The 17,663-nt window shown below is 62.2% G+C and carries 17 protein-coding genes; 1 reads left to right on the top strand and 16 read right to left on the bottom strand.

The genetic code is table 11. From position 1 onward, the window contains the following. Genes ACYG9Z_RS05765 through ACYG9Z_RS05735 form a run of 7 tightly spaced genes read right to left on the bottom strand, consistent with a single transcriptional unit; the run spans nt 1 to nt 6,469 of the window. Nucleotides 1–1,149, bottom strand: coding sequence for a glycosyltransferase (locus ACYG9Z_RS05765; protein ID WP_023714678.1), 1,149 nt, complete (start codon nt 1,147–1,149; stop codon nt 1–3). Between the two features lie 15 nt (nt 1,150–1,164). Beyond that, the gene (locus ACYG9Z_RS05760) at nt 1,165–2,097 is read right to left on the bottom strand and encodes a glycoside hydrolase 5 family protein (RefSeq protein ID WP_023681092.1); all 933 of its coding nucleotides are present in this window, start codon (nt 2,095–2,097) and stop codon (nt 1,165–1,167) included. Beyond that, entirely contained in the window at nt 2,090–2,851 is a 762-nt protein-coding gene (locus tag ACYG9Z_RS05755) for a TIGR04290 family methyltransferase (RefSeq protein WP_023681093.1), read from the bottom strand. Before ACYG9Z_RS05755 ends, ACYG9Z_RS05760 begins: the two co-directional genes overlap by 8 nt. 3 nt (nt 2,852–2,854) lie before the next feature. After that, a complete protein-coding gene (locus ACYG9Z_RS05750; RefSeq protein WP_023725532.1) occupies nt 2,855–3,658 on the bottom strand; it encodes a sugar phosphate nucleotidyltransferase in 804 nt (267 codons plus the stop codon). Next, complete coding sequence (locus ACYG9Z_RS05745; RefSeq protein WP_023667977.1) at nt 3,658–4,758, bottom strand: CgeB family protein; 1,101 nt, start codon at nt 4,756–4,758, stop codon at nt 3,658–3,660. The genes ACYG9Z_RS05750 and ACYG9Z_RS05745 overlap by 1 nt, the downstream gene beginning before the upstream one ends. A gap of 14 nt (nt 4,759–4,772) precedes the next feature. Continuing rightward, on the bottom strand, nt 4,773–5,369 hold the full coding sequence (locus tag ACYG9Z_RS05740) for a histidine phosphatase family protein (protein ID WP_023667978.1): 597 nt from the start codon (nt 5,367–5,369) through the stop codon (nt 4,773–4,775). After that, the gene (locus ACYG9Z_RS05735) at nt 5,366–6,469 is read right to left on the bottom strand and encodes an inositol-3-phosphate synthase (protein ID WP_023681094.1); all 1,104 of its coding nucleotides are present in this window, start codon (nt 6,467–6,469) and stop codon (nt 5,366–5,368) included. Before ACYG9Z_RS05735 ends, ACYG9Z_RS05740 begins: the two co-directional genes overlap by 4 nt. Before the next feature lie 85 nt (nt 6,470–6,554). Here ACYG9Z_RS05735 and ACYG9Z_RS05730 point away from each other — a divergent pair, with 85 nt between their 5' ends. Continuing rightward, complete coding sequence (locus ACYG9Z_RS05730) at nt 6,555–8,369, top strand: hypothetical protein (RefSeq protein ID WP_023752181.1); 1,815 nt, start codon at nt 6,555–6,557, stop codon at nt 8,367–8,369. Between the two features lie 8 nt (nt 8,370–8,377). On the opposite strand, the gene ACYG9Z_RS05725 is transcribed toward ACYG9Z_RS05730, so the two are convergent. From ACYG9Z_RS05725 to ACYG9Z_RS05685, 9 genes are all read right to left on the bottom strand, one after another. Beyond that, nucleotides 8,378–8,563: a hypothetical protein gene (locus ACYG9Z_RS05725; RefSeq protein WP_023667982.1), complete on the bottom strand. Its 186-nt coding sequence runs from the start codon at nt 8,561–8,563 to the stop codon at nt 8,378–8,380. A gap of 94 nt (nt 8,564–8,657) precedes the next feature. After that, complete coding sequence (locus ACYG9Z_RS05720) at nt 8,658–9,698, bottom strand: UDP-glucuronic acid decarboxylase family protein (RefSeq protein ID WP_031244123.1); 1,041 nt, start codon at nt 9,696–9,698, stop codon at nt 8,658–8,660. Between the two features lie 23 nt (nt 9,699–9,721). Next, nucleotides 9,722–10,825, bottom strand: coding sequence for a CgeB family protein (locus ACYG9Z_RS05715; RefSeq protein WP_023681097.1), 1,104 nt, complete (start codon nt 10,823–10,825; stop codon nt 9,722–9,724). Next, nucleotides 10,822–11,916, bottom strand: coding sequence for a CgeB family protein (locus tag ACYG9Z_RS05710; RefSeq protein WP_023667985.1), 1,095 nt, complete (start codon nt 11,914–11,916; stop codon nt 10,822–10,824). The genes ACYG9Z_RS05715 and ACYG9Z_RS05710 overlap by 4 nt, the downstream gene beginning before the upstream one ends. Next, nucleotides 11,913–13,043 (bottom strand): CgeB family protein, encoded by a 1,131-nt coding sequence (locus ACYG9Z_RS05705; RefSeq protein WP_023681098.1) that lies wholly within the window; start codon nt 13,041–13,043, stop codon nt 11,913–11,915. Before ACYG9Z_RS05705 ends, ACYG9Z_RS05710 begins: the two co-directional genes overlap by 4 nt. 2 nt (nt 13,044–13,045) lie before the next feature. Further along, nucleotides 13,046–14,146, bottom strand: a complete 1,101-nt coding sequence (locus tag ACYG9Z_RS05700; protein ID WP_023681099.1) for a glycosyltransferase family 4 protein — start codon at nt 14,144–14,146, stop codon at nt 13,046–13,048. Beyond that, nucleotides 14,131–15,423: a TIGR04295 family B12-binding domain-containing radical SAM protein gene (locus ACYG9Z_RS05695; RefSeq protein WP_023725527.1), complete on the bottom strand. Its 1,293-nt coding sequence runs from the start codon at nt 15,421–15,423 to the stop codon at nt 14,131–14,133. The genes ACYG9Z_RS05700 and ACYG9Z_RS05695 overlap by 16 nt, the downstream gene beginning before the upstream one ends. Next, on the bottom strand, nt 15,420–16,493 hold the full coding sequence (locus tag ACYG9Z_RS05690; protein WP_023744471.1) for a GDP-mannose 4,6-dehydratase: 1,074 nt from the start codon (nt 16,491–16,493) through the stop codon (nt 15,420–15,422). The genes ACYG9Z_RS05695 and ACYG9Z_RS05690 overlap by 4 nt, the downstream gene beginning before the upstream one ends. Continuing rightward, on the bottom strand, nt 16,490–17,596 hold the full coding sequence (locus tag ACYG9Z_RS05685) for an NAD-dependent epimerase/dehydratase family protein (RefSeq protein ID WP_031244122.1): 1,107 nt from the start codon (nt 17,594–17,596) through the stop codon (nt 16,490–16,492). The genes ACYG9Z_RS05690 and ACYG9Z_RS05685 overlap by 4 nt, the downstream gene beginning before the upstream one ends. Between the last annotated feature and the right edge of the window lie 67 nt (nt 17,597–17,663).

Raw genomic sequence — 17,663 nt, 5'->3', positions numbered from 1 at the left:
TCACGGTGCCGCAGCGAAGCGCCGGCAATCTGTGCCAAGTTGTGCCAGCGCCTGATAGGCAGCCATATACGACGAGATCATCCGTTCCAGCGAAAACCGCCGTCGCGCCTCCACCCGGCACGCCTCGGCGTCCAGGCTGGGCGCCGCAAGAATGGCTTGGGCCATTTCGTCGACTGTGTTGACGAGAAAGCCCGTCCTGCCGTGCTCGATGACATCCGCAAGCGCGCCATTCGGGAATGCGACCACCGGGGTACCGCAGGCGAGGGCCTCCATGGCGACAAGCGAGCTTGTCTCGGCGGCGAGGCTCGGAATGACCAGACAGCGGGCTGCGTTGAGAAAGCGCCTCTTGGCGTTAAAACCGAGCGGGCCCAGGAAGCGGCGGCGAGCATCAAGACGGGATTGGACCTCGTCGCGAAAGTAGCGCGTATGTGTTTCGTAGGGGTAGACCTTGCCGCCGATGATCAGGGGCACGCCCGCCTGTTTGGCCGCGTCCAGGGCCAGGTGAATGCCCTTTTCCGGGCAGACTCGGCTGAGAACCAGGGCAAAGTCTCGCTTCGGCTGCACCAGGCTCAGTGCTTCGATGTCAACGCCGTTGGGAATCGGCGCCACCAGTCTGGCCCCTGGTGGCGCCGTTTGCTGCTGGGTGGGCGAGACCGCATGGAGCCACAGGTCGTCGCGCGTCGGTCGCAGAGCCTCGGCCGGATACCAGTCCAAGGGCAGGTGGAGGCTCACCAGGGTCGGACCATCGTCGGGCAGATAGGCATGAAAATCGATGCCGTGCAGATGAACCACATCGATCGGCCATCGGGCGCGGGCAGCGGCGATCGCTTTGCGATGAGCCTGCTGCGCGCGGCTCTTCGCCGCCTCGTCGAGCACGCCGTTTTCAGCCGGTATTTCCACAAGGGTACCGCTCGCGCTGGAGCCGCGGCAGCCAATGACGATAGAGCGGTGGCCGGCGCGAACCAGCCCCCGATCGAGAATCGACAGAACCTGTTCGGCACCGCCGACAGCATCGGGTCCGACGGGTGCGAGAGGGTAGGCGACATTGAGGATAGTGAGCGCCGCGGCTGGTTGCGCCTCGGTCCCGTATGCCGCACCACCTGTCGATGATGCCGCTAATTCGTCCAATGTGTCAGGCGTCTGATGCATGGCAGCATGACACTTTCACGCTGCCGAGGCCCGCCGCGTCGGGAGCGAAGCGGACGTCATGCCGGGCGCATAGCGGCGGATCATGGTTGCGCAGAATTCCGCGAACTCCTCCGGCACCAGTGGCGGGCTGGTGTGGTGGGGCATCATTCCCCGATGCTGCGGTGTAAAGCAAAAGGTGACCGTCACGTCGAAATCGGCGAGTGCCTCCATCTGCCGGTCGAACCAGTCCAGCGCGTTCGGCCGGAAGCTGTCTGCCCAGGAAAGCCCCGTGCGCATATTGGTGACGCCCAGCCGCTTCATCCAGGCGACGGCATCGTCCAGCCGGGGGTCCTCGAAATGAAACCACTGCACCAGCCCCATTGCGGGCGAGTAGCGCAGGAACTCCTCCAGCGCTGGTTTTGGCGTGCCGTCCTGGCGCAGCAGCCCCATGTGGAAATGTCGATAGTAAGAAGAGCCCTCCGCCTCGCGATGCCGCGTCGTTGCTTCCCATTCGCGCGGAAGATCGTAGAGGCTGTACCACTGGATGCGTGGTGCGTTGCCAATCAGCAACTCAGCGGTGCGCTTGAGCCCCCAAACCTGGATTTCTTCCGCGCCGAAGGTTGATACGCCGACTTCGCTGACCCAGATGGGAAGGTTGGTGACGGTCGCGATCTCGCCGATCTTCTGTGGCCATTCGTGGATCTGCCACAGGTTCCAGTCGAGCGGAAAGCCGTGCACGGCGACGGCATCGACATGGTCCAGCACGCCGAATTCCTTCATGCGGGTGATAAAGCCCGGATCTATCGGCGAGATGCCACCGAGTACTTTCGTCAAAGACGGGTTCTCCGACGCGATTGCGTCAGCCGACAAGATCGCCATCCTGGCAAAGCGGCTCCAATCGGGATCGAGCTCTGGGTCCCAATGCGATTTGTTGTTGGGCTCGTTCCAGATCATGGCGGCTTCAATCATGGAGCTGTCCTTTCGAGGGGTAGATGGCGCCGCCGCCGGCCGGGTCCCCGGCTGCGCGGCAGAAATAGACCTCCTGCTCGGGGTGCAGAACGATCTCGAAACCGGCGCTGCGCAGCATCGCTTCGGTGCAGGCGCGGTTTGGAATCCACCAGTTGGTGGGATCGTCGGCATAGCGGTGCTCGATAAAATGCAGCTTGGGAAACTGCGGCTGGTCGAACAGGTCATGCGTCCAGAAATGATAGTTTTCTTCCAACTCGGGCAGATCCGCGCTGCCGCGCTGCATGGACTGGAAGATCATCAGGTCACGGGCGACATGTTCGCGGATCAGGTCGAGCGCGAGCAAGGGGTGGCGCAAATGGTAAAGCACCCCCATGAACAGCACGACATCGAACGTCTCGCGCAGCGAACCGACGTCGTAGACCGAAAGCTTCTGGAATTCGATCTCGCAATCGGCAACCTCGGCCGCAAAGCGAGCTTGGGCCAGATAGGCGTCATCGAAATCGATGCCGAGGACACGGTCAGCACCTCGCCGTTTCATCTCGATGGAGTAAAATCCTGCATTGCAGCCGATATCGAGTACCGCCTTGCCCGTCAGATCAGCGGGAATGGCATTGGCAAATTTGCGCCATTTGATCAGCGGGTAGTTGCCCAGAAAATGGTTGGGAGCGGTTTGGACGCCGGCAAGTTCCATGTTGTGGAACCATGGGCCGAGCGCATCGATGCGGCGGCGGATTTCGGCATGGGAATGCAGCATGGCTCAGGCTCCTTCGCCAGGAACGACGGGTACATGCGACTGCGCGCCGGGCATGATCATGGTGGGCCGGCGGTGCGCGGATGGGGCGTCGTTTTCAAGCAACCGCAGAGCTGTTCGATAGCCGTTGAAAGTGCCGACATCGACATAGTCCGACCCAGCCCTGACACCAAAAGCTGTACCGCCGGCCGCAATATAGGCGTTGACCAAAGTGCCGATATATTCGTCACTGCGCTCGCGCTCACGCCAGAGTGCCGCAAGCTGATGCAGGATATGGCCCGGCATCTTGAACGCACCCCAAACCCAGTTCGTGGCGGCATCCTGTCGTTTGACCTGGATTTCGATCACGCGCTCGTGGACGTCGGTGACGACGGCGTCGAAGAATTCCGGCTGATCCACCGGGAAAAGCAGAAATGAGAGCTGATCGTCGGGCAAATGGCGGAAACCGTCCTCGGGAAACCAGATCGTATCGGGAAGGCCGACCAGGACGACCTCGTCGGGCGCGACGAGGGGCGCCGCCCGGAAGATCGCATCGCACAGACCGACGGGGTTCGGCTGCACCACGAAGAGAGCCGCCGCGTCACCGTAGCCGGCGGCGTAGTATTCAAGGATGTCGGATTTGCCCGATCCGATGATGAAGCAAATCTTGTCGACGCCGGCCTGCACCATGCGCCGTACCAGATACTCGCTCACGGCGCATGGACGCTCGGTCTGTCCATCGATCCGGCTACCGACCGGCAGCAGCTCTTTCGAGAAGCCGAGCGGCTGAATGCGGCTGCCGCGCCCGGCAGCGGGTACGATGCCCAACATCAGACCGCTTCCCTCATCGGTTCGCCGGGAGATCTTTGAAAGGCCTCGTTCAGGATGCGATCCAGTTCCGCCGCGCGCCGTGCCGAAGTGTGTTCGCCCAAGACCCGGTCGCGGGCACGCCTTCGAATGCCGTCGAGCTCGCGCTCCGGCAATCGCAATGCGGCGACCACATCATCGGTGTCATGCGCCAACAAGATTTCGCGGCCGGGTTCGAAAAATTCGGTCAGGCCCGGCCATGCATCGGTGACGATGGCAGCCCCACACGCGGCCGCTTCGAAGAGCCGTCCCGACGGGCACCAGCCCTTTTGCGCCATCGCCTCCCGGGTGACGTTCAGTGTCAGGCGAGATGATGAGAAGAAAGCCGGATGGTCGGCTGGCGGAAGATGCCTGACAAAGAAGATGTTGTCGCTCCATGGGAATTCCTGCGGATATTGCGCGCCGCCAATGATGAAACGGTGGTCAGGCAGGCGCGCGGCCGGGCGGACCAGCAGCTTTTCGACGCCGGCCTGGCGATCCGCCGCGTAAGTTCCGAGATAGGACAGATCACCGGCGAATTCGGCCCGCTTCTCTGCCGGCCGGTGTTGGTCGGGATCGACATGCCCATAGAGCGGCACCACGTGACGCGCGCCCAAAACCGACTTAAGCGCCTCGATCGCAGAGCCGCCGGTGTAACTCAAAACGAGGTCGAAATCGGCGAGACCCTCAGGTCCGAAATAGGGCGGACGCTCGCCTTGCTCGATGCGGGCAAGCGTGACCGGAGTGTCGAGATCGTAGAAGACACGCAATCCGCGACCTGTCTGCTGCGCCAGCCGCGAGGCCTCCACGGCGTCGGCACAGTAGGAGGTGACGACGACGACATCCGCTTGCTTCATTGCCCGCTCCGCAACGCGACGGATGTCCTCCCAGTCCGGATAAATGACGACGTTGCCGCCATCGAGCCGATCGAGATCACGCGTCCCGGCATAGTAGGGGGTATCGCGTTCGAAGAAGGTGATGGACCATCCCAGCCGACCCAGGGCGCGGATCAGACCGCGCCAGAGCGTGGCATGGCCGTTGCCCCATGATGATGTAACGGTGAGACCGAAAATGACCATCTGCATCCGGAAAGTCCTCGTCAGGCAGCTTCGTTCATTCGCAGGAGCTTGGAGCCCCAGTCACCCGACACGATCGTCGTGATCGAGGCTGGATCGATGTCGAAGCGGAAGCAGTCGCCGACCGGCAAGCCAAGCACCTTGCAGACGGCGGCTTTGATCACGTCGGCGTGGCTGACCAGGGCGACACACTGATTCGGATGCCGCTCGCGCACTGCGTTCATCAGTGCGACGATCCGCTCCTGGACATCCAGCATGGTCTCGCCGCTCGGTGTCCTGGCCTCCTGCCGCTGGTCGTTCCACGCCCGCCAACCGGCATCGCCATTCAACTCGTCGAAGGTCTTTCCCGACCAATCGCCGAAATCGATCTCGTCGAGTTCGGCGCAGATCGCGATTTCACCGACGCCGCAGGCAAGCGCGATCGGCACGGCCGTCTCTTGCGTACGCTCACGCGGGCTGCACAAGATGGCTTCAATCGGCTCCCGGGCCATGCGGCCACCAAGATGCGCGGCCTGCGCCTTCCCAGCCTCGCCAAGGCAAACGCCATCCATCCGTCCTGCAAGATAGGAGCCGACATTGTCGTGCGCTGCATGACGGATCAAAAAGAACGTTGTCGTCATTCCGCGGCATCCAGCAAAGGCTCGTCCTTGCCGGCGATGAAGGCGAGCGTGCGCTGCCGCGCTTCGGCGTCGGTGAACTGTTCGGGAGGCGACTTCATGAAATAGCTGCAGGGACCGGTCAGTGCTCCCGCTATGCCGCGATCGAGCGCAAGCTTGGCGCAGCGTATCGCATCGATCACCACGCCGGCTGAATTTGGAGAATCCCAGACTTCCAGCTTGAGCTCGGCGTTGAGCGGCACGCCGCCGAAGGTCGTCCCTTCCACTCGGATATAGGCCCATTTGCGATCAGTCAGCCACGGTACGTGGTCGCTGGGTCCGACATGAATATTGCCCGGCTCCAGGGGAACATCGAACTGGCTGGCCACGGACTGGGTCTTGGAAATTTTCTTTGATTCCAGCCGCTCGCGTTCCAGCATGTTGAGGAAGTCGGTGTTGCCGCCGAAATTCAGCTGATAAGTGCGATCGATGCGCACGCCGCGCTCGCGGAAGAGATTGGCCAGCAGGCGGTGAACGATGGTCGCCCCGACCTGGCTCTTGATATCATCGCCGACCAGCGGCAGCCCTCGCTGCTCGAAGCGCCGGCGCCATTCCGGACGTGAGGCGATGAAAACGGGTATGCAGTTGACGAAGGCGCAGCCGGCCTCAAGCGCGCATTCGGCGTAGAAGCGCGTCGCCTCCTCGGAGCCCACCGGCAGGTAAGAGACCAGCACGTCGGCGCCGCTGTTGCGCAGGATTTCGCTGACGTCGGCAACCGGCTCCGGCGCCTCCTCGATTTCGTCGCGCAAGTATTTTCCGATGCCGTCAAGTGTCGGTCCGCGCTCGACGCGAACGCCGTTTGCCGCCGCATCGGCAAAGCGGAACGTGTTGTTCGGGGCGGCGTAGATTGCTTCAGCGACGTCGAGGCCAACCTTGCTCCTGGCGACGTCGAATGCGCAGACAATCTCGATGTCGTCGACATGGTAACCGCCGAGGTCGGCATGCATCAGCCCTGGGATTGGTTCGTTGCTTTTTGCGTGACGATAATAGGAGAGGCCCTGCACCAGGGAGGATGCGCAATTGCCGACCCCGACGATACCGACACGAACCTTTTTCGATCCCACGAAACTGCCGCCCTATGCTGTTCAAAGGTAAGTTCCTGCCGCCGAACCACCAGCGTGCCGGAATGTTCCTTGGCCTGCCGAAAAATTGCGCAAGACAGCATGGATCGAAGCAGCGCTCGCTGCGTTGCCGCAAGGCAAAGCATTGGAAAACCGGTCGATGATCGTTTACGGCGACCAGAAGCGGAGGCAGAGCGCAGAACGGCTTCGCGATGCTGCGAGCGAAGTTGCTCAAAGTCTGGACCGCATGGCTCATGGCGTCCGACGCCATGCCGCGTTGGTCGGCCTATTCATCAGCGTATCGGAACTGGTTCGCGCGCTTGCCGATGTCGATTTCGAGAACAGGGGCATCGACATCTTTTCGCCGCGGCAACAGCAAGGCGCCAGATTGCTGGTTGGTCTTGCGGCAGAGGTGGCGAAGTCGTGGCGAAGCGGTTTCGCCGTTGGCGGTGGCATCGAGCCGGGACTTCTCCAACTGCTGGACGGGTTGGATTGCGAGGCTGAGGTTCTGACCGGTTCTGCCGAGGGTTACGCGCATTACGCGCTTTATCCCGAAAGCTATTTGGGAGCGGCGCAGGAGTCAGGTCTCGATGCGAACACATGCGTGATCGGCATCCGCAGCATCGGCCTGGGGCTTGCCGCCATAGTGGCTGCCGCGATTGGCGCGCCGGCGCCGTTCAGCGTTCGTCCGGTCGGCCATCCTTTCCGCAGGCACATCAATGCCGATCCGCGCTCGATCGCTTCCTGGAAGAACAATCCATCGGCACGCTTCGCCGTTGTAGACGAAGGTCCCGGTCTGTCCGGCAGTTCGATGCACGCCGTCGTCGCGTGGCTGCGGGAACTGGGTATTGGTATGGACCGCATTCACCTGTTTCCCAGCCATCCTGGCGACCCGGGCATCGAAGCGTCACGGGAGGCCAGGGAGACATGGTCGCGCTGTCCGAAACATGTGGCGACGGCGCTCGAATGCACCTTCCCCGAAAGCTCGAACATTCCCACGCTTAGCGAATGGGTGGCCGAGGCGGTCGGCAGCCCCGAATTACGCCTGACCGAACTGTCTGGTGGCGAATGGAGGAGCGTCCACTACGTCGACGAAAAGCATTGGCCGCCGAGCCCGCGCGGCATCGAGCGGCGTAAATTCCTGGCGTCCGCGGGGTGTGGTCGCTGGCTCGTCAAATTCGCCGGCCTCGGCGAAACCGGACGGCGTAAGAGACGAGCCGCGGAAATGTTGGGGAAAGCCGGGTTCGGATCGCAAGTGGTCGGGCTTTGCCACGGCTTTCTGGTCGAACGGTGGATTGACGGCACCACGATGGACCAGGCGCCGCTGCCAAGAGGAAGGCTGGTCGCGGAGTTGGCGCGCTATCTAACCTGGCGGGCGCTCAATCTCCGAACCTGCGAACCGGGTGCATCATTGCTCGCACTCACGGAAATGGCTGTTTTCAATACATCTGAAGCTCTGGGCGAGAACCGAGCGGCGACGTTGCGCGGCTGGCTCTCGAAAAAAACCCCTGCGCATGTTCTGCAGCCGGTGGAAATCGACGGAAAGCTTCACGCGTGGGAGTTTCTCGTTTGTGCCGACGGCTCGGTGGTCAAGACAGATGCCGTCGACCATTGCCGGGCACACGATTTGATTGGCTGCCAGCCGATAGAGTGGGACATTGCCGGCGCCCGTGTCGAATATGGACTGTCCGACAGCGATGTGACGACATTGGTCGAGGGGATGGGGCTCGATATTGACAATGGCCACATCGATTTTTTCGAACCCTGCTATTTGGCGTTCCAAATCGGGCTCTGGAGCACGGCTGCGCAATCCGAAAATGGCCAGGAAAAAGCAAGGCTGGCCGCGACCGGAGACCGATACAGGGCGGGGCTGATACGATTCCTGGACGAATCTCAGGTGTAGCGTTTCGATCAATCCAGCCTTCGTAGCATGTCTGCTTCCTGCTCGAGAATAGCGGCCACTTCCTCGCGCTGCAGATGCGTCATCATCAGGCTGACGCAGCACTCGAGATAGGTGATCGAGGAGCGCCGCAGATAGGCAGCCGCCTCGCGTTCGGCAATCTTGTCGACATCCTTCGCGGGTCGCTTGGGTTGCATGAGGATGATCCTCCGTATCGGGTCCCTCCCGCCAAACTACAAGGTTGGATGGATGTTCCGAACGATCTCCGGGCAGGTCCGTCCGCGGCCCGCGTCATGCAGGAAGGTTCTGCAGCCCGCCTGCGGGTCTCCTTTTGGCAAGGCCTGTCATCTGATCGCCGATGCCGGTGCCTTCGAGCGCCGCGAAATAATCGATCGTCAGCTTGAGCCCTTCGTTGAGCGGCACTCTCGGCGACCAGCCGAGCAGCGTTTTCGCACGCGAAATATCAGGCTGCCTGCGCCGAGGATCGTCTTGCGGCAGGGGCAGAAATTTCAGATCCGACTTGGTGCCGGTCATCGCCTTCACCAATGCCGCCAGTCGCACGATGGTGAATTCTCCGGGATTGCCCAGATTGACCGGCTTGCCCGGATTGGGGTCGATGTTCATCAGGCGCATCAATCCATCAATCAAGTCGGAGACATAGCAGAAGGATCGCGTCTGCTGGCCGTCGCCGAATATCGTCAGCGGACGCTTCTCGAGCGCCTGCATGATCAAATTCGAGACGATGCGACCGTCGGCCGGATCCATTCTCGGACCGTAGGTGTTGAAGATGCGCGCGACGCGGACGTCGGCCTTGCCGGCCCTTAGATAGTCGAAGCAAAGCGTTTCGGCGGTGCGCTTGCCCTCGTCGTAGCAGGCGCGTGGGCCGGTGCAGTTCACATGGCCGACATAATCCTCCCTTTGCGGGTGTTGTTCCGGATCGCCATACACTTCGCTCGTCGAGGCCTGCAGCAGTCGCCCGTCATTGCGGACAGCGAGTTCGAGCAGGTTGAGGGTTCCGATCACGCAGGTACGCGTGGTGTGTATCGGGTCGGCCTGATAACGCGGCGGTGAGGCGGCGCAGGCCAGGTTGAAGATGTGATCCACGGGCTCGCCGAGATCCAATGGCCGGCAGATGTCCTGCTCGATCAACCGGAAACCCGGCCGGTCCATGATCGAGATGATGTTTTCCATGCGCCCGGTCAGAAAATTGTCGACGCAGATCACGCGCCAGCCGTTGCGGAGCAATACTTCGCAAAGATGCGAACCGAGGAAACCCGCGCCGCCGGCAACAAGCACCGTCTTTGCCCTGTGCGCCTTTCTTGTCTGTCGCATCGCTGTTTTCTCCTGTCTGCCGTTCATGCTGCACTTCCAATGTCGAGATCGAGGGCCGTCGCCGTTGGTTGGGTCAGCGCCGCCACGAATTCGCGAGCCCTGGCCCCACCGGTGTGGGAAGCGAGGACGAGTTTGCGAGCCCGGCCGGCCATGGCCAGGCGTGCGCGCTCGGACTCGCCAACGAGGATATCGATGACTTCGTCCGTCTCCGCGGCGGTGTGGATCGCCGATGCGGGAAAGAAGCTGTCGAGCCCTGGCCAGTGGTCGCTGACGATGGGCGTGCCGCAAGCCGCCGCTTCGAACAGGCGCACGCTGGGCGACCATCCTGCGGTGATCATGGAACTGCGTGTGACATTCAGCGTGTAGCGCTGACGGCTATAGAACGCGGCGTGATCGGCTGGCGGCAAATGTTCGATGCGTTCGACATTGTCCGGCCAGATGATGTCGGATGGATATTGGGAGCCGGCCACGACGAAACGGAGGTTCGGCATATGCCGTGCGGGCTCGAGCAGCAGAGCGTTCAGCGTTGTCTGCCGGTCCATGCTGTAGGTGCCGAGATAGCCGAGATCCCAGCGGATCGGATCTCCTGTCGGGTGATGCCGTTCTGGATCGACCGAACAATAGAGAGGTTCGGCATGACGCGCGCCGAAGTCTTGCGCCAGATGGTTGAGCGTTGGTCCGCCAGTGAAGGAGAAATAGACATCGAAATACGGAATTTGCCGCGAACTCAGATAATCGCAATCGTCGGCTGAAAGCTTGGCCAGGGTCACCGGGGTGTCGATGTCGTAAAAGCAGAGCTGCCCCTTGCAAAGCGAGGCGACGATGTCGATGACCTGGCGTCCTTCTGGAACAAAGGATCCGATGACGATGATGTCGGCCTGCTCCAGGCACTGTGCGTAGTCGCGTTGCAGCTCCGCAGTGGTTTCGTAGTAGCGCAAGGCGCAGAACTCCGGATCGCGCAGATCGCGGTGATTGGCGTACCAGGGCACGTTGCGCTCCAGAAAAGTCACCCGGTGACCGAGTCCGTGCAAGCCTTTCAAAAGACCCCGGAAAGTCGTGGCGTGGCCGTTTCCCCAGGATGAGGACAGCGACAGGCCGAGAAAGACGATGTCCAGTTTCTTGGTCATTCCGCTGCCTCCACGGCCCCGTGCTCGAAATGACGTTTGAAGACGGCATCCGCCACATCCGCCCGAAGCGCGTAGGTATGGTCCGCCAGCACGCGGTGAAGTGCGGCTTGGCCGATTGCCTTGGCCCGCCCGGGGGTCAGCGAGCGCATTATTTCGGCGACATCGCCGCCGTCACGCGCGACCAGGATCTCCTCGCCTGGTTTCAGGAACAGTTCCACGCCCAGCCATGCATCCGTGATGAGACAGGCGCCCGCGCCGGCCGCCTCGAACACTCGCGTGGCCGGTGAAAAACCGTTGGCGGCCATGCTGTCGCGGCTGATGTTCAACACGGCTTTTGGGGTGACATTGAAGGCGTTGTGATCGCGGGTGCCGACATGGCCGAGCCAGCCTACATTGGTGGGGAGCGGCTTGTCGCCCCAACCCGAGCCTCCGAGCAGGAAACGCTGTTTCGGCAGCTGGCTGGCGGGATCGAGGAAAAACGATTCGACACGCGCTTCACGGTCCGGCAGCCGGTTTCCGAGGAACGCCAGGTCGCAGGCAAAACGCGCTTTGCTGGCGACCGGATGGTGCGTTTCGGGATCGAGCGCATTGTAGATGGGCACGCACTCCTTGGCGCCCATGGCACGATAGGCCCAGACAACGGGATCGCCGCCACCATAGGTCAGCACGAGGTCGATCTCCTGCAGTGCACGATGGAGCGGGTGGTCCGGCTCGTCGCGCAACTGGGCAAGCGTGGCTGGCGCATCCACGTCCCAGAATACGACAAGCGCGTCGCTGCGGGCGTGGTCGAGAACGGCGCGAAGCAGCGCCTCGTCTTCGAAACCGACGCCACTCGCCTTGACGACGATGTCGGCGCCGGCGGCACGTGCCGCGACCTGCATCAGCGCATGCTGGGTCGCCTCATAAACGACGACAGTGCACCAGTCGGGAGCTTCGATGTCGCGGTTCTTCTGCCGGTCGTAGACATCGGGTTCGTAGAACGTGATCTCGTAACCCAATTGCGAAAGTGCCTTGAGCAAACCGCGATAGTACGTCGCGGCACCGTTCCAGTAGGACGACAAAAGGCTCGATCCATAGAATGCGATCTTCATGCGACGGCTTCCTTTGCGGCTGTCGGGACGGCGGTGTGTCGGTTCGCGCATTGCGTGAGCACGCCGAGCAACTCGTCGACGCGGTGGCGGCAGGTGTGCCGCGAGCGGATGGTCTCGAGACCCGAGGTCACCAGGGAGGCCGCAAAGTCCTCGTCGGACAACACCGTCCGAAGCTGTTGCCGCATTTGCGAGCCATTCTCGGCAAACAGGAAGTCGACACCGGGCCTGAAAAGCTGCTCGACATCGGACCATGGCGCTGAAATCAGCGGAATGCCGCAGGCGAGTGCCTCGAACATGCGGATCGTCGGGATTCCGGGCAACCTCTCGCGATAGGGGCGCCGTGGAACGTGAACGGTGACACGATGCGCGGCGAAGGCCTTCGGCACGTCGGCATTGGCGATCCACCCCTCATAGCGCAGTCCTGCGGTGGCCAGATCCGCAAGTGCGGTCTTGGGGTAGCGTACGCCGTGAACAGCGGCATCAAGGCCGAGATCGTGCACCGGCTCGATCAGAAACTCCTTGAGTTCGGCGGTCCGCTCATCATCGCCCCAGTTGCCGATCCAGACCAGATCGGAGGTGGGGTGGATCTCCGGGTGCGGCTTGAACAGGCGATCGTCCGCCGCTTCATGCCAAGTGAAGACGCGCTTGCCCCAGCCGGCGCGCAGATAGCTCTCGCGCAAGGTTTCGCCAAAGGCGAGAACGCCGTCATAGTGCTCCAGCCGGAGCGCCGAGAGTGCCTCGGTCGCAGACACGGCCCGGTGGTGGGTGTCGTGAAAAAGAAGGATGAAGTTGCCGCCGGCGGCCCGGGCACGGCCAATACGTGCGACAAGCTCCGGATCCGTCCACTCATGAACGATCACAACGTCGGCCTCGGCAATCCAGGCTTCGTGATCAAATCCGGCGTCGTAGGTCACCGGCATCAGTTCGGGAAAATCCTTGCGGAAGCGTTCGATGGCGAACGACCCCTTCTCAGCCAGCAGATTCGACCGGCTCCAGCCATTCGCCGGCTCCAGCGCAATAGTCTGATGCCGGCGCTGGACCAGCTCTCGCATGACGCCGCGCAGGAAATGGGCATTGCCATGGTTCCAGTCGGAAACGACCGAGTGGGTGTAAAACACAAAGCGCATGATCAGCGCTCCGCCATCGCTAAGGCCGCTTTGTCGTAGACGCCGCGCATAGCCGCTGTCTGCTTTGTCAGCCTAAACCTGCGGCTGCGTCGGATGGCTGCCTGGCCAAGCTCTCGCCGGAGCTCGGCATCGCTGGAGAGACGGTTGAGGCAGGCAGCGAGATCGTGCGGATCGCGCGCGTCAAAGAATATCGCGGCCCCGTCCCATAGTTCGCGATAGGTGGCGATATCGGAAAGCACCAGGGGCGTAGCCGACATGGCGGCTTCCAGCGCGGCCAGGCCGAATGGCTCGTAGAGCGATGGCGATACGAAAATACCCGCGCGAGCCATCAACGAACGCACCTCATCGGACGGCACTGCTCCCAGAGGAACAGCATGGCTGAAGCTGACATGCTCGCCGTTTGGGCCGTTCGTCGAACCGGCGGCAAACAGAGGCCATCGCGTCAGGGACGCCGCCTGATCGACCACCGCCGCATTTTTGCCCTCGTCCCACCAGCGGGCAGCGGCGAAGACGAGCGGTTGATGCTTTTCGGCCTTCGGCAGAGGACGGGCACCATTTGTGACCACACTCAAGCGCGCGATCGGGCCGTAGCAGGTCTCTAGCATGTCGGCATGGCTGCGGCTCGGCGCGATGACCGCGTCGGCCCGATCCATGCCGCGTCTGTTGCGCTCCTTCTGCCAGGCCCATGCCCCATCCGCCGCCTGTCCTCTGACCGCATGGAACCAGGTCGTCACGCAGGAATGGGAGACCACCACGACCGGGCATGGCGCGTCGAATCCCGCCGCCTGCGAAGGCGCGTTGAAATGGACAAGGTCGATGGCGTGGTCGCGCATGGGCGCATGCAACTCCCGCGGCAGCGCGTCGAGATCACCGCCGTTGCGGGTCATCCAATCCGGCGGCGTGTTCAGCCAGATCAGCTTCGCGAAAGCCTCCGCCTCGTCGGCCTGCTGCCTGGACGGTGGCGGACCGAGGCCGGCAAGCACCACGCTATCGCCGCCGTTGACAAGTTCCCTGGCCAGGTCGAGCGCATAGCGCCACACGCCGCCCACGGCGTCGACCGTCATCAGGATGCGCCGCGAGCGCGGCGTCAGTGTCCGCAACATGTCGCCTCCAGTTCCGCCAGCGGACGCGGGCGCCTTTCCTGGATGTCGCTGAACTTCTGGAATGATGCGAGATAGTGATCATGGGCGCGCTCCCAGGCGAGGTCGTCGGGTTCGCCCCAAAGCTCGCGATAGCTTGGCGAACTCGGATATGGATAAAGCGGTACGGGTTCATTGGCCCACACGCCGTTGTCGATCAGGTGCGTTCGCCAGTAGTCCACAAGGGCAGGGTCATCCTCGACGACGCCGATCAGATTGGCCTGTACGAACGGAACGTGACGCCTGGCATTGACGAGCAGCGCGGCAAGTTCCTCGGTACCCAGCCGGCAGCGTTTCGCCAGCATCGCACGACCTTCCACGGTCAGGCTTTCGAGGCCGGCCTCGATGGAGACACAGCCAGCCGCACCGAGCAGTTCCAGCAGCTCGGGCTTCCAAAGGTCGATGCGGGTCTGCACACCGAACTTCACGTCGCGATGGATCAACGCTTCCAGCAGCGCTTTTTGCGGCAGGAAGATTTCATCGATGAAATAAATGTAGCCGACCCCCTGGGCAATCAGCCCATCGATTTCCGCTATGACAGCCTCGTGGTTTCGGCGGCGATAGGCATCGCGGAAATCGATCTTGGCGCAGAAGCTGCAATTGTAGGGGCAGCCGCGCGATGCTTCGACCTCCGCGCCGAACCCAACCTGCTTGTCATCGAACCTGTGATGGTGATGCGAATGGGCTGCGATCCAGTCTGATGGCCATTGGAGTGGCGGATGATCGACAAACGAGCTGGCGTGGACGCCGCCGTTCAAAACCACCTTGGCGTCGCGCAGGTAAGCGGTCGAGGGGACCGCGCTCCAGTCGTCGCGCCGGGCAAGTTCCGCGACGATTTCCTCGCATTCGCCGCGCACAACAATGTCGACGCCAAGCTTGCGCAAGGTTGGCGCGGGCGTAGCCGAGCCATGCGGCCCGACCGCGACTGTGCGTCCACCGCGCCCGGCGAGACGGTTGAGGAAATCGGCCGGCACGCGCAACTCGGGTGGTGCGCAGCGCCAGAACAGATAAGTCGGGGCGGTACTGACGACCGTCATTGCAGGCGCGAAATCAGCCACACGCTCGGAGAGGTCCGAGTTGTCGAGCTTCTGCAATTGCCCATCCAGCATCAACACCTCATGGCCGGCTGTTTCGAGGAGGGATTTCGAATAGCCGAGTTCCAGCGGGAGATGTGGTTGGCGGCAGCCGAAATAGATGCTGTCGTCATAGGTCCAGAACGGGTTTACCAGGGCGATTTTCATGCGACGTACCTCACGACTTCGGGGCGAGGCTGGAGCCGGTGTTGTTGCAGCCAGTCTGCGAGATCGCGAATGCCTTCGCGCCATGAAACACGAGCTTTCCAGCCAAGCATCGCTTTGATCTTGCGGGTGTCGGCGACGAAGAAGGGCTGATCGCCGGTGCGTTCGTCATCATGGCGGATCGAAAGCTCATGGCCGGTCAAGCTACGGATCTCGCTCAACAGCATGCGCAGGCTGATCGCATTATCGGGGCCGCCGCCAAGATTGAATGCCTGGCCTTTGGTCGTCTCGATACGATCGAGCGCGGCCCTGTAGGCGGCGACCGCATCGGAGACATGCAGTATATCGCGCACTTGTCTGCCGTCGCCGTAAATGGTGATTGGACGTCCCGTCAGCGCACTCAGCAGGAAGTGCGCGACCCAGCCTTGATCCTCGGTTCCGAACTGGCGCGGCCCGTAGATGCAGCTCATCCGCAGCACCGCCGTGGGCATGCCGTAGGATTTGGCATAGTCGAGCACATATTGGTCCGCCGCGCCTTTGGAGCAGCCATAGGGCGTGCAGAAATCCAGGCCGTGGGTCTCGTCGATGCCATTCGCTTGGATGATGCCGTCGCAAGGCAGGTAACGATCGCCGTCCTCGCGCACCGCGACGTCGGGCAGGCTGCCATAGACCTTGTTGGTGCTGGCGAAGACCACCGGAACAAACTCACTGCTCAGCCGCGCCGCCTCGAGGACATTGAACGTTCCTCGAAGGTTGATGTCGAAATCCTCGTCCGGTTGGACCAGGCTCGTTGTGACGGCGGTTTGCGCGGCCAGGTGGAAGATCGCCTTGGAACTCTTCAGAACGGGCGCAAGCGCGTTGGCGTCGCGCACGTCAATCGTTTCGACCATGAGGCGGCTTCCGTGTTTCTGCGCCAGCCATTCAAGGTTCTGTTCGACGCCGGGGCGGCTGAGATTGTCGATCACCAGCACCGGCTCGCCATCCGACAACAGGCTGTCGGCCAGGTTCGATCCTATGAAGCCGCTGCCGCCGACAATGGCGACGGGCGCGTCGCGTCGATTGCGCGTATTCATGACACCAGCCCACGTTCTTCAAGCTCGCGTTTCATGTCGGCGCCGCGGTCGATGGCGGACGAGTTGCGCACCCAGGAAACGAAATCGGCGAGCGAATTCTCCAGTTGTTGCCTCGGCTCGAAACCGAGCAGCTCACGGGCCTTGGAAATATCGGCGAAGCAGTTGCGGATATCCCCGGAGCGCGCCTTGCCGAGCAACTCTGGCGAGCGGTCCGGCGTTCCCATGGCCTCGGCAAGTACCCGCGCGACGTCGCTGATAGCATAGGCTCGGCCGCTGCCGATGTTGATGACGTGACCCCTTGCCTGGCGTTGCTGCAGCGCAAGACGAAAGGCGCGGGCGACGTCATCCACATGGACGAAATCGCGTTTCTGTTCGCCATCCTCGAAGATCATTGGACGTTGGCCGTTGGCGAGACGCGAAGCAAAATTGGCCAACACGCCGGTATAGGGGTTCGATAACGCCTGGCCGGCGCCGAAGACGTTGAACAGGCGCAGCGCGACCGCATCGATGCCATAGGCTTCGCCGAAGATCAGCACGGCGCGTTCCTGGGCGTATTTCGTCAGCGCATAGATAGAGGCGAGGTCGACCGGCTTTTCCTCGTCCGTCGGCAGGGGGGAGAGGGGCTCGCCTTCCGGCGACAGCGGATTCCACTGCCCGTTTTTGATGTCGCTCGCCTTGCGCCGGGCATTGTCGATGCGCCGGCCGTCCGATGTAGCATAGAGGCCCTCGCCATAGACACTCATCGATGAGGCGACGACAATGCGCTCGACCGGGTGTTTGATCAGCGCCTCAAGCAGCGTCGCGGTGCCGAGATCGTTGGTGCCGACATAGCGCGCGATCTCGTACATCGACTGTCCGACGCCGACTTCCGCGGCCAGATGAATGACCGCGTCAACGCCTTCCAGCGCCTTGGCGACCGCCTCCCGGTCCCGAATGTCGCCCTTGATCAGCTCGGCCCCGGCGGGAAGGGCGACTGTTTCGCCTGCGTGCACCTGCTCCAGCAGCACATCCAAAATGCGAACCGAATAATCCTGCTCGATGAGTTCCTGGGCGACATGCCGGCCAATGAAGCCGCAGCCCCCTGTAACCAATATCCGTTCCACGACCACTCCTCAGACAGGTAATCTTGGCGACCCGAACTTTTCGGCAAAAGGTTTGTTCCCTTGGCTT

It is taken from the genome of Mesorhizobium sp. RSR380A (assembly GCF_054719385.1).
This window is presented reverse-complemented; position numbering and strand designations above follow the sequence as displayed.

Excerpts from the sequence above, each read along its gene's own strand:
- ACYG9Z_RS05765 (WP_023714678.1), bottom strand. The coding sequence starts at position 1,149 with ATGCATCAGACGCCTGACACATTGGACGAATTAGCGGCATCATCGACA.
- ACYG9Z_RS05760 (WP_023681092.1), bottom strand. The coding sequence starts at position 2,097 with ATGATTGAAGCCGCCATGATCTGGAACGAGCCCAACAACAAATCGCAT.
- ACYG9Z_RS05755 (WP_023681093.1), bottom strand. The coding sequence starts at position 2,851 with ATGCTGCATTCCCATGCCGAAATCCGCCGCCGCATCGATGCGCTCGGC.
- ACYG9Z_RS05750 (WP_023725532.1), bottom strand. The coding sequence starts at position 3,658 with ATGTTGGGCATCGTACCCGCTGCCGGGCGCGGCAGCCGCATTCAGCCG.
- ACYG9Z_RS05745 (WP_023667977.1), bottom strand. The coding sequence starts at position 4,758 with ATGCAGATGGTCATTTTCGGTCTCACCGTTACATCATCATGGGGCAAC.
- ACYG9Z_RS05740 (WP_023667978.1), bottom strand. The coding sequence starts at position 5,369 with ATGACGACAACGTTCTTTTTGATCCGTCATGCAGCGCACGACAATGTC.
- ACYG9Z_RS05725 (WP_023667982.1), bottom strand. The coding sequence starts at position 8,563 with ATGCAACCCAAGCGACCCGCGAAGGATGTCGACAAGATTGCCGAACGC.
- ACYG9Z_RS05720 (WP_031244123.1), bottom strand. The coding sequence starts at position 9,698 with ATGCGACAGACAAGAAAGGCGCACAGGGCAAAGACGGTGCTTGTTGCC.
- ACYG9Z_RS05715 (WP_023681097.1), bottom strand. The coding sequence starts at position 10,825 with ATGACCAAGAAACTGGACATCGTCTTTCTCGGCCTGTCGCTGTCCTCA.
- ACYG9Z_RS05710 (WP_023667985.1), bottom strand. The coding sequence starts at position 11,916 with ATGAAGATCGCATTCTATGGATCGAGCCTTTTGTCGTCCTACTGGAAC.
- ACYG9Z_RS05705 (WP_023681098.1), bottom strand. The coding sequence starts at position 13,043 with ATGCGCTTTGTGTTTTACACCCACTCGGTCGTTTCCGACTGGAACCAT.
- ACYG9Z_RS05700 (WP_023681099.1), bottom strand. The coding sequence starts at position 14,146 with ATGTTGCGGACACTGACGCCGCGCTCGCGGCGCATCCTGATGACGGTC.
- ACYG9Z_RS05695 (WP_023725527.1), bottom strand. The coding sequence starts at position 15,423 with ATGAAAATCGCCCTGGTAAACCCGTTCTGGACCTATGACGACAGCATC.
- ACYG9Z_RS05690 (WP_023744471.1), bottom strand. The coding sequence starts at position 16,493 with ATGAATACGCGCAATCGACGCGACGCGCCCGTCGCCATTGTCGGCGGC.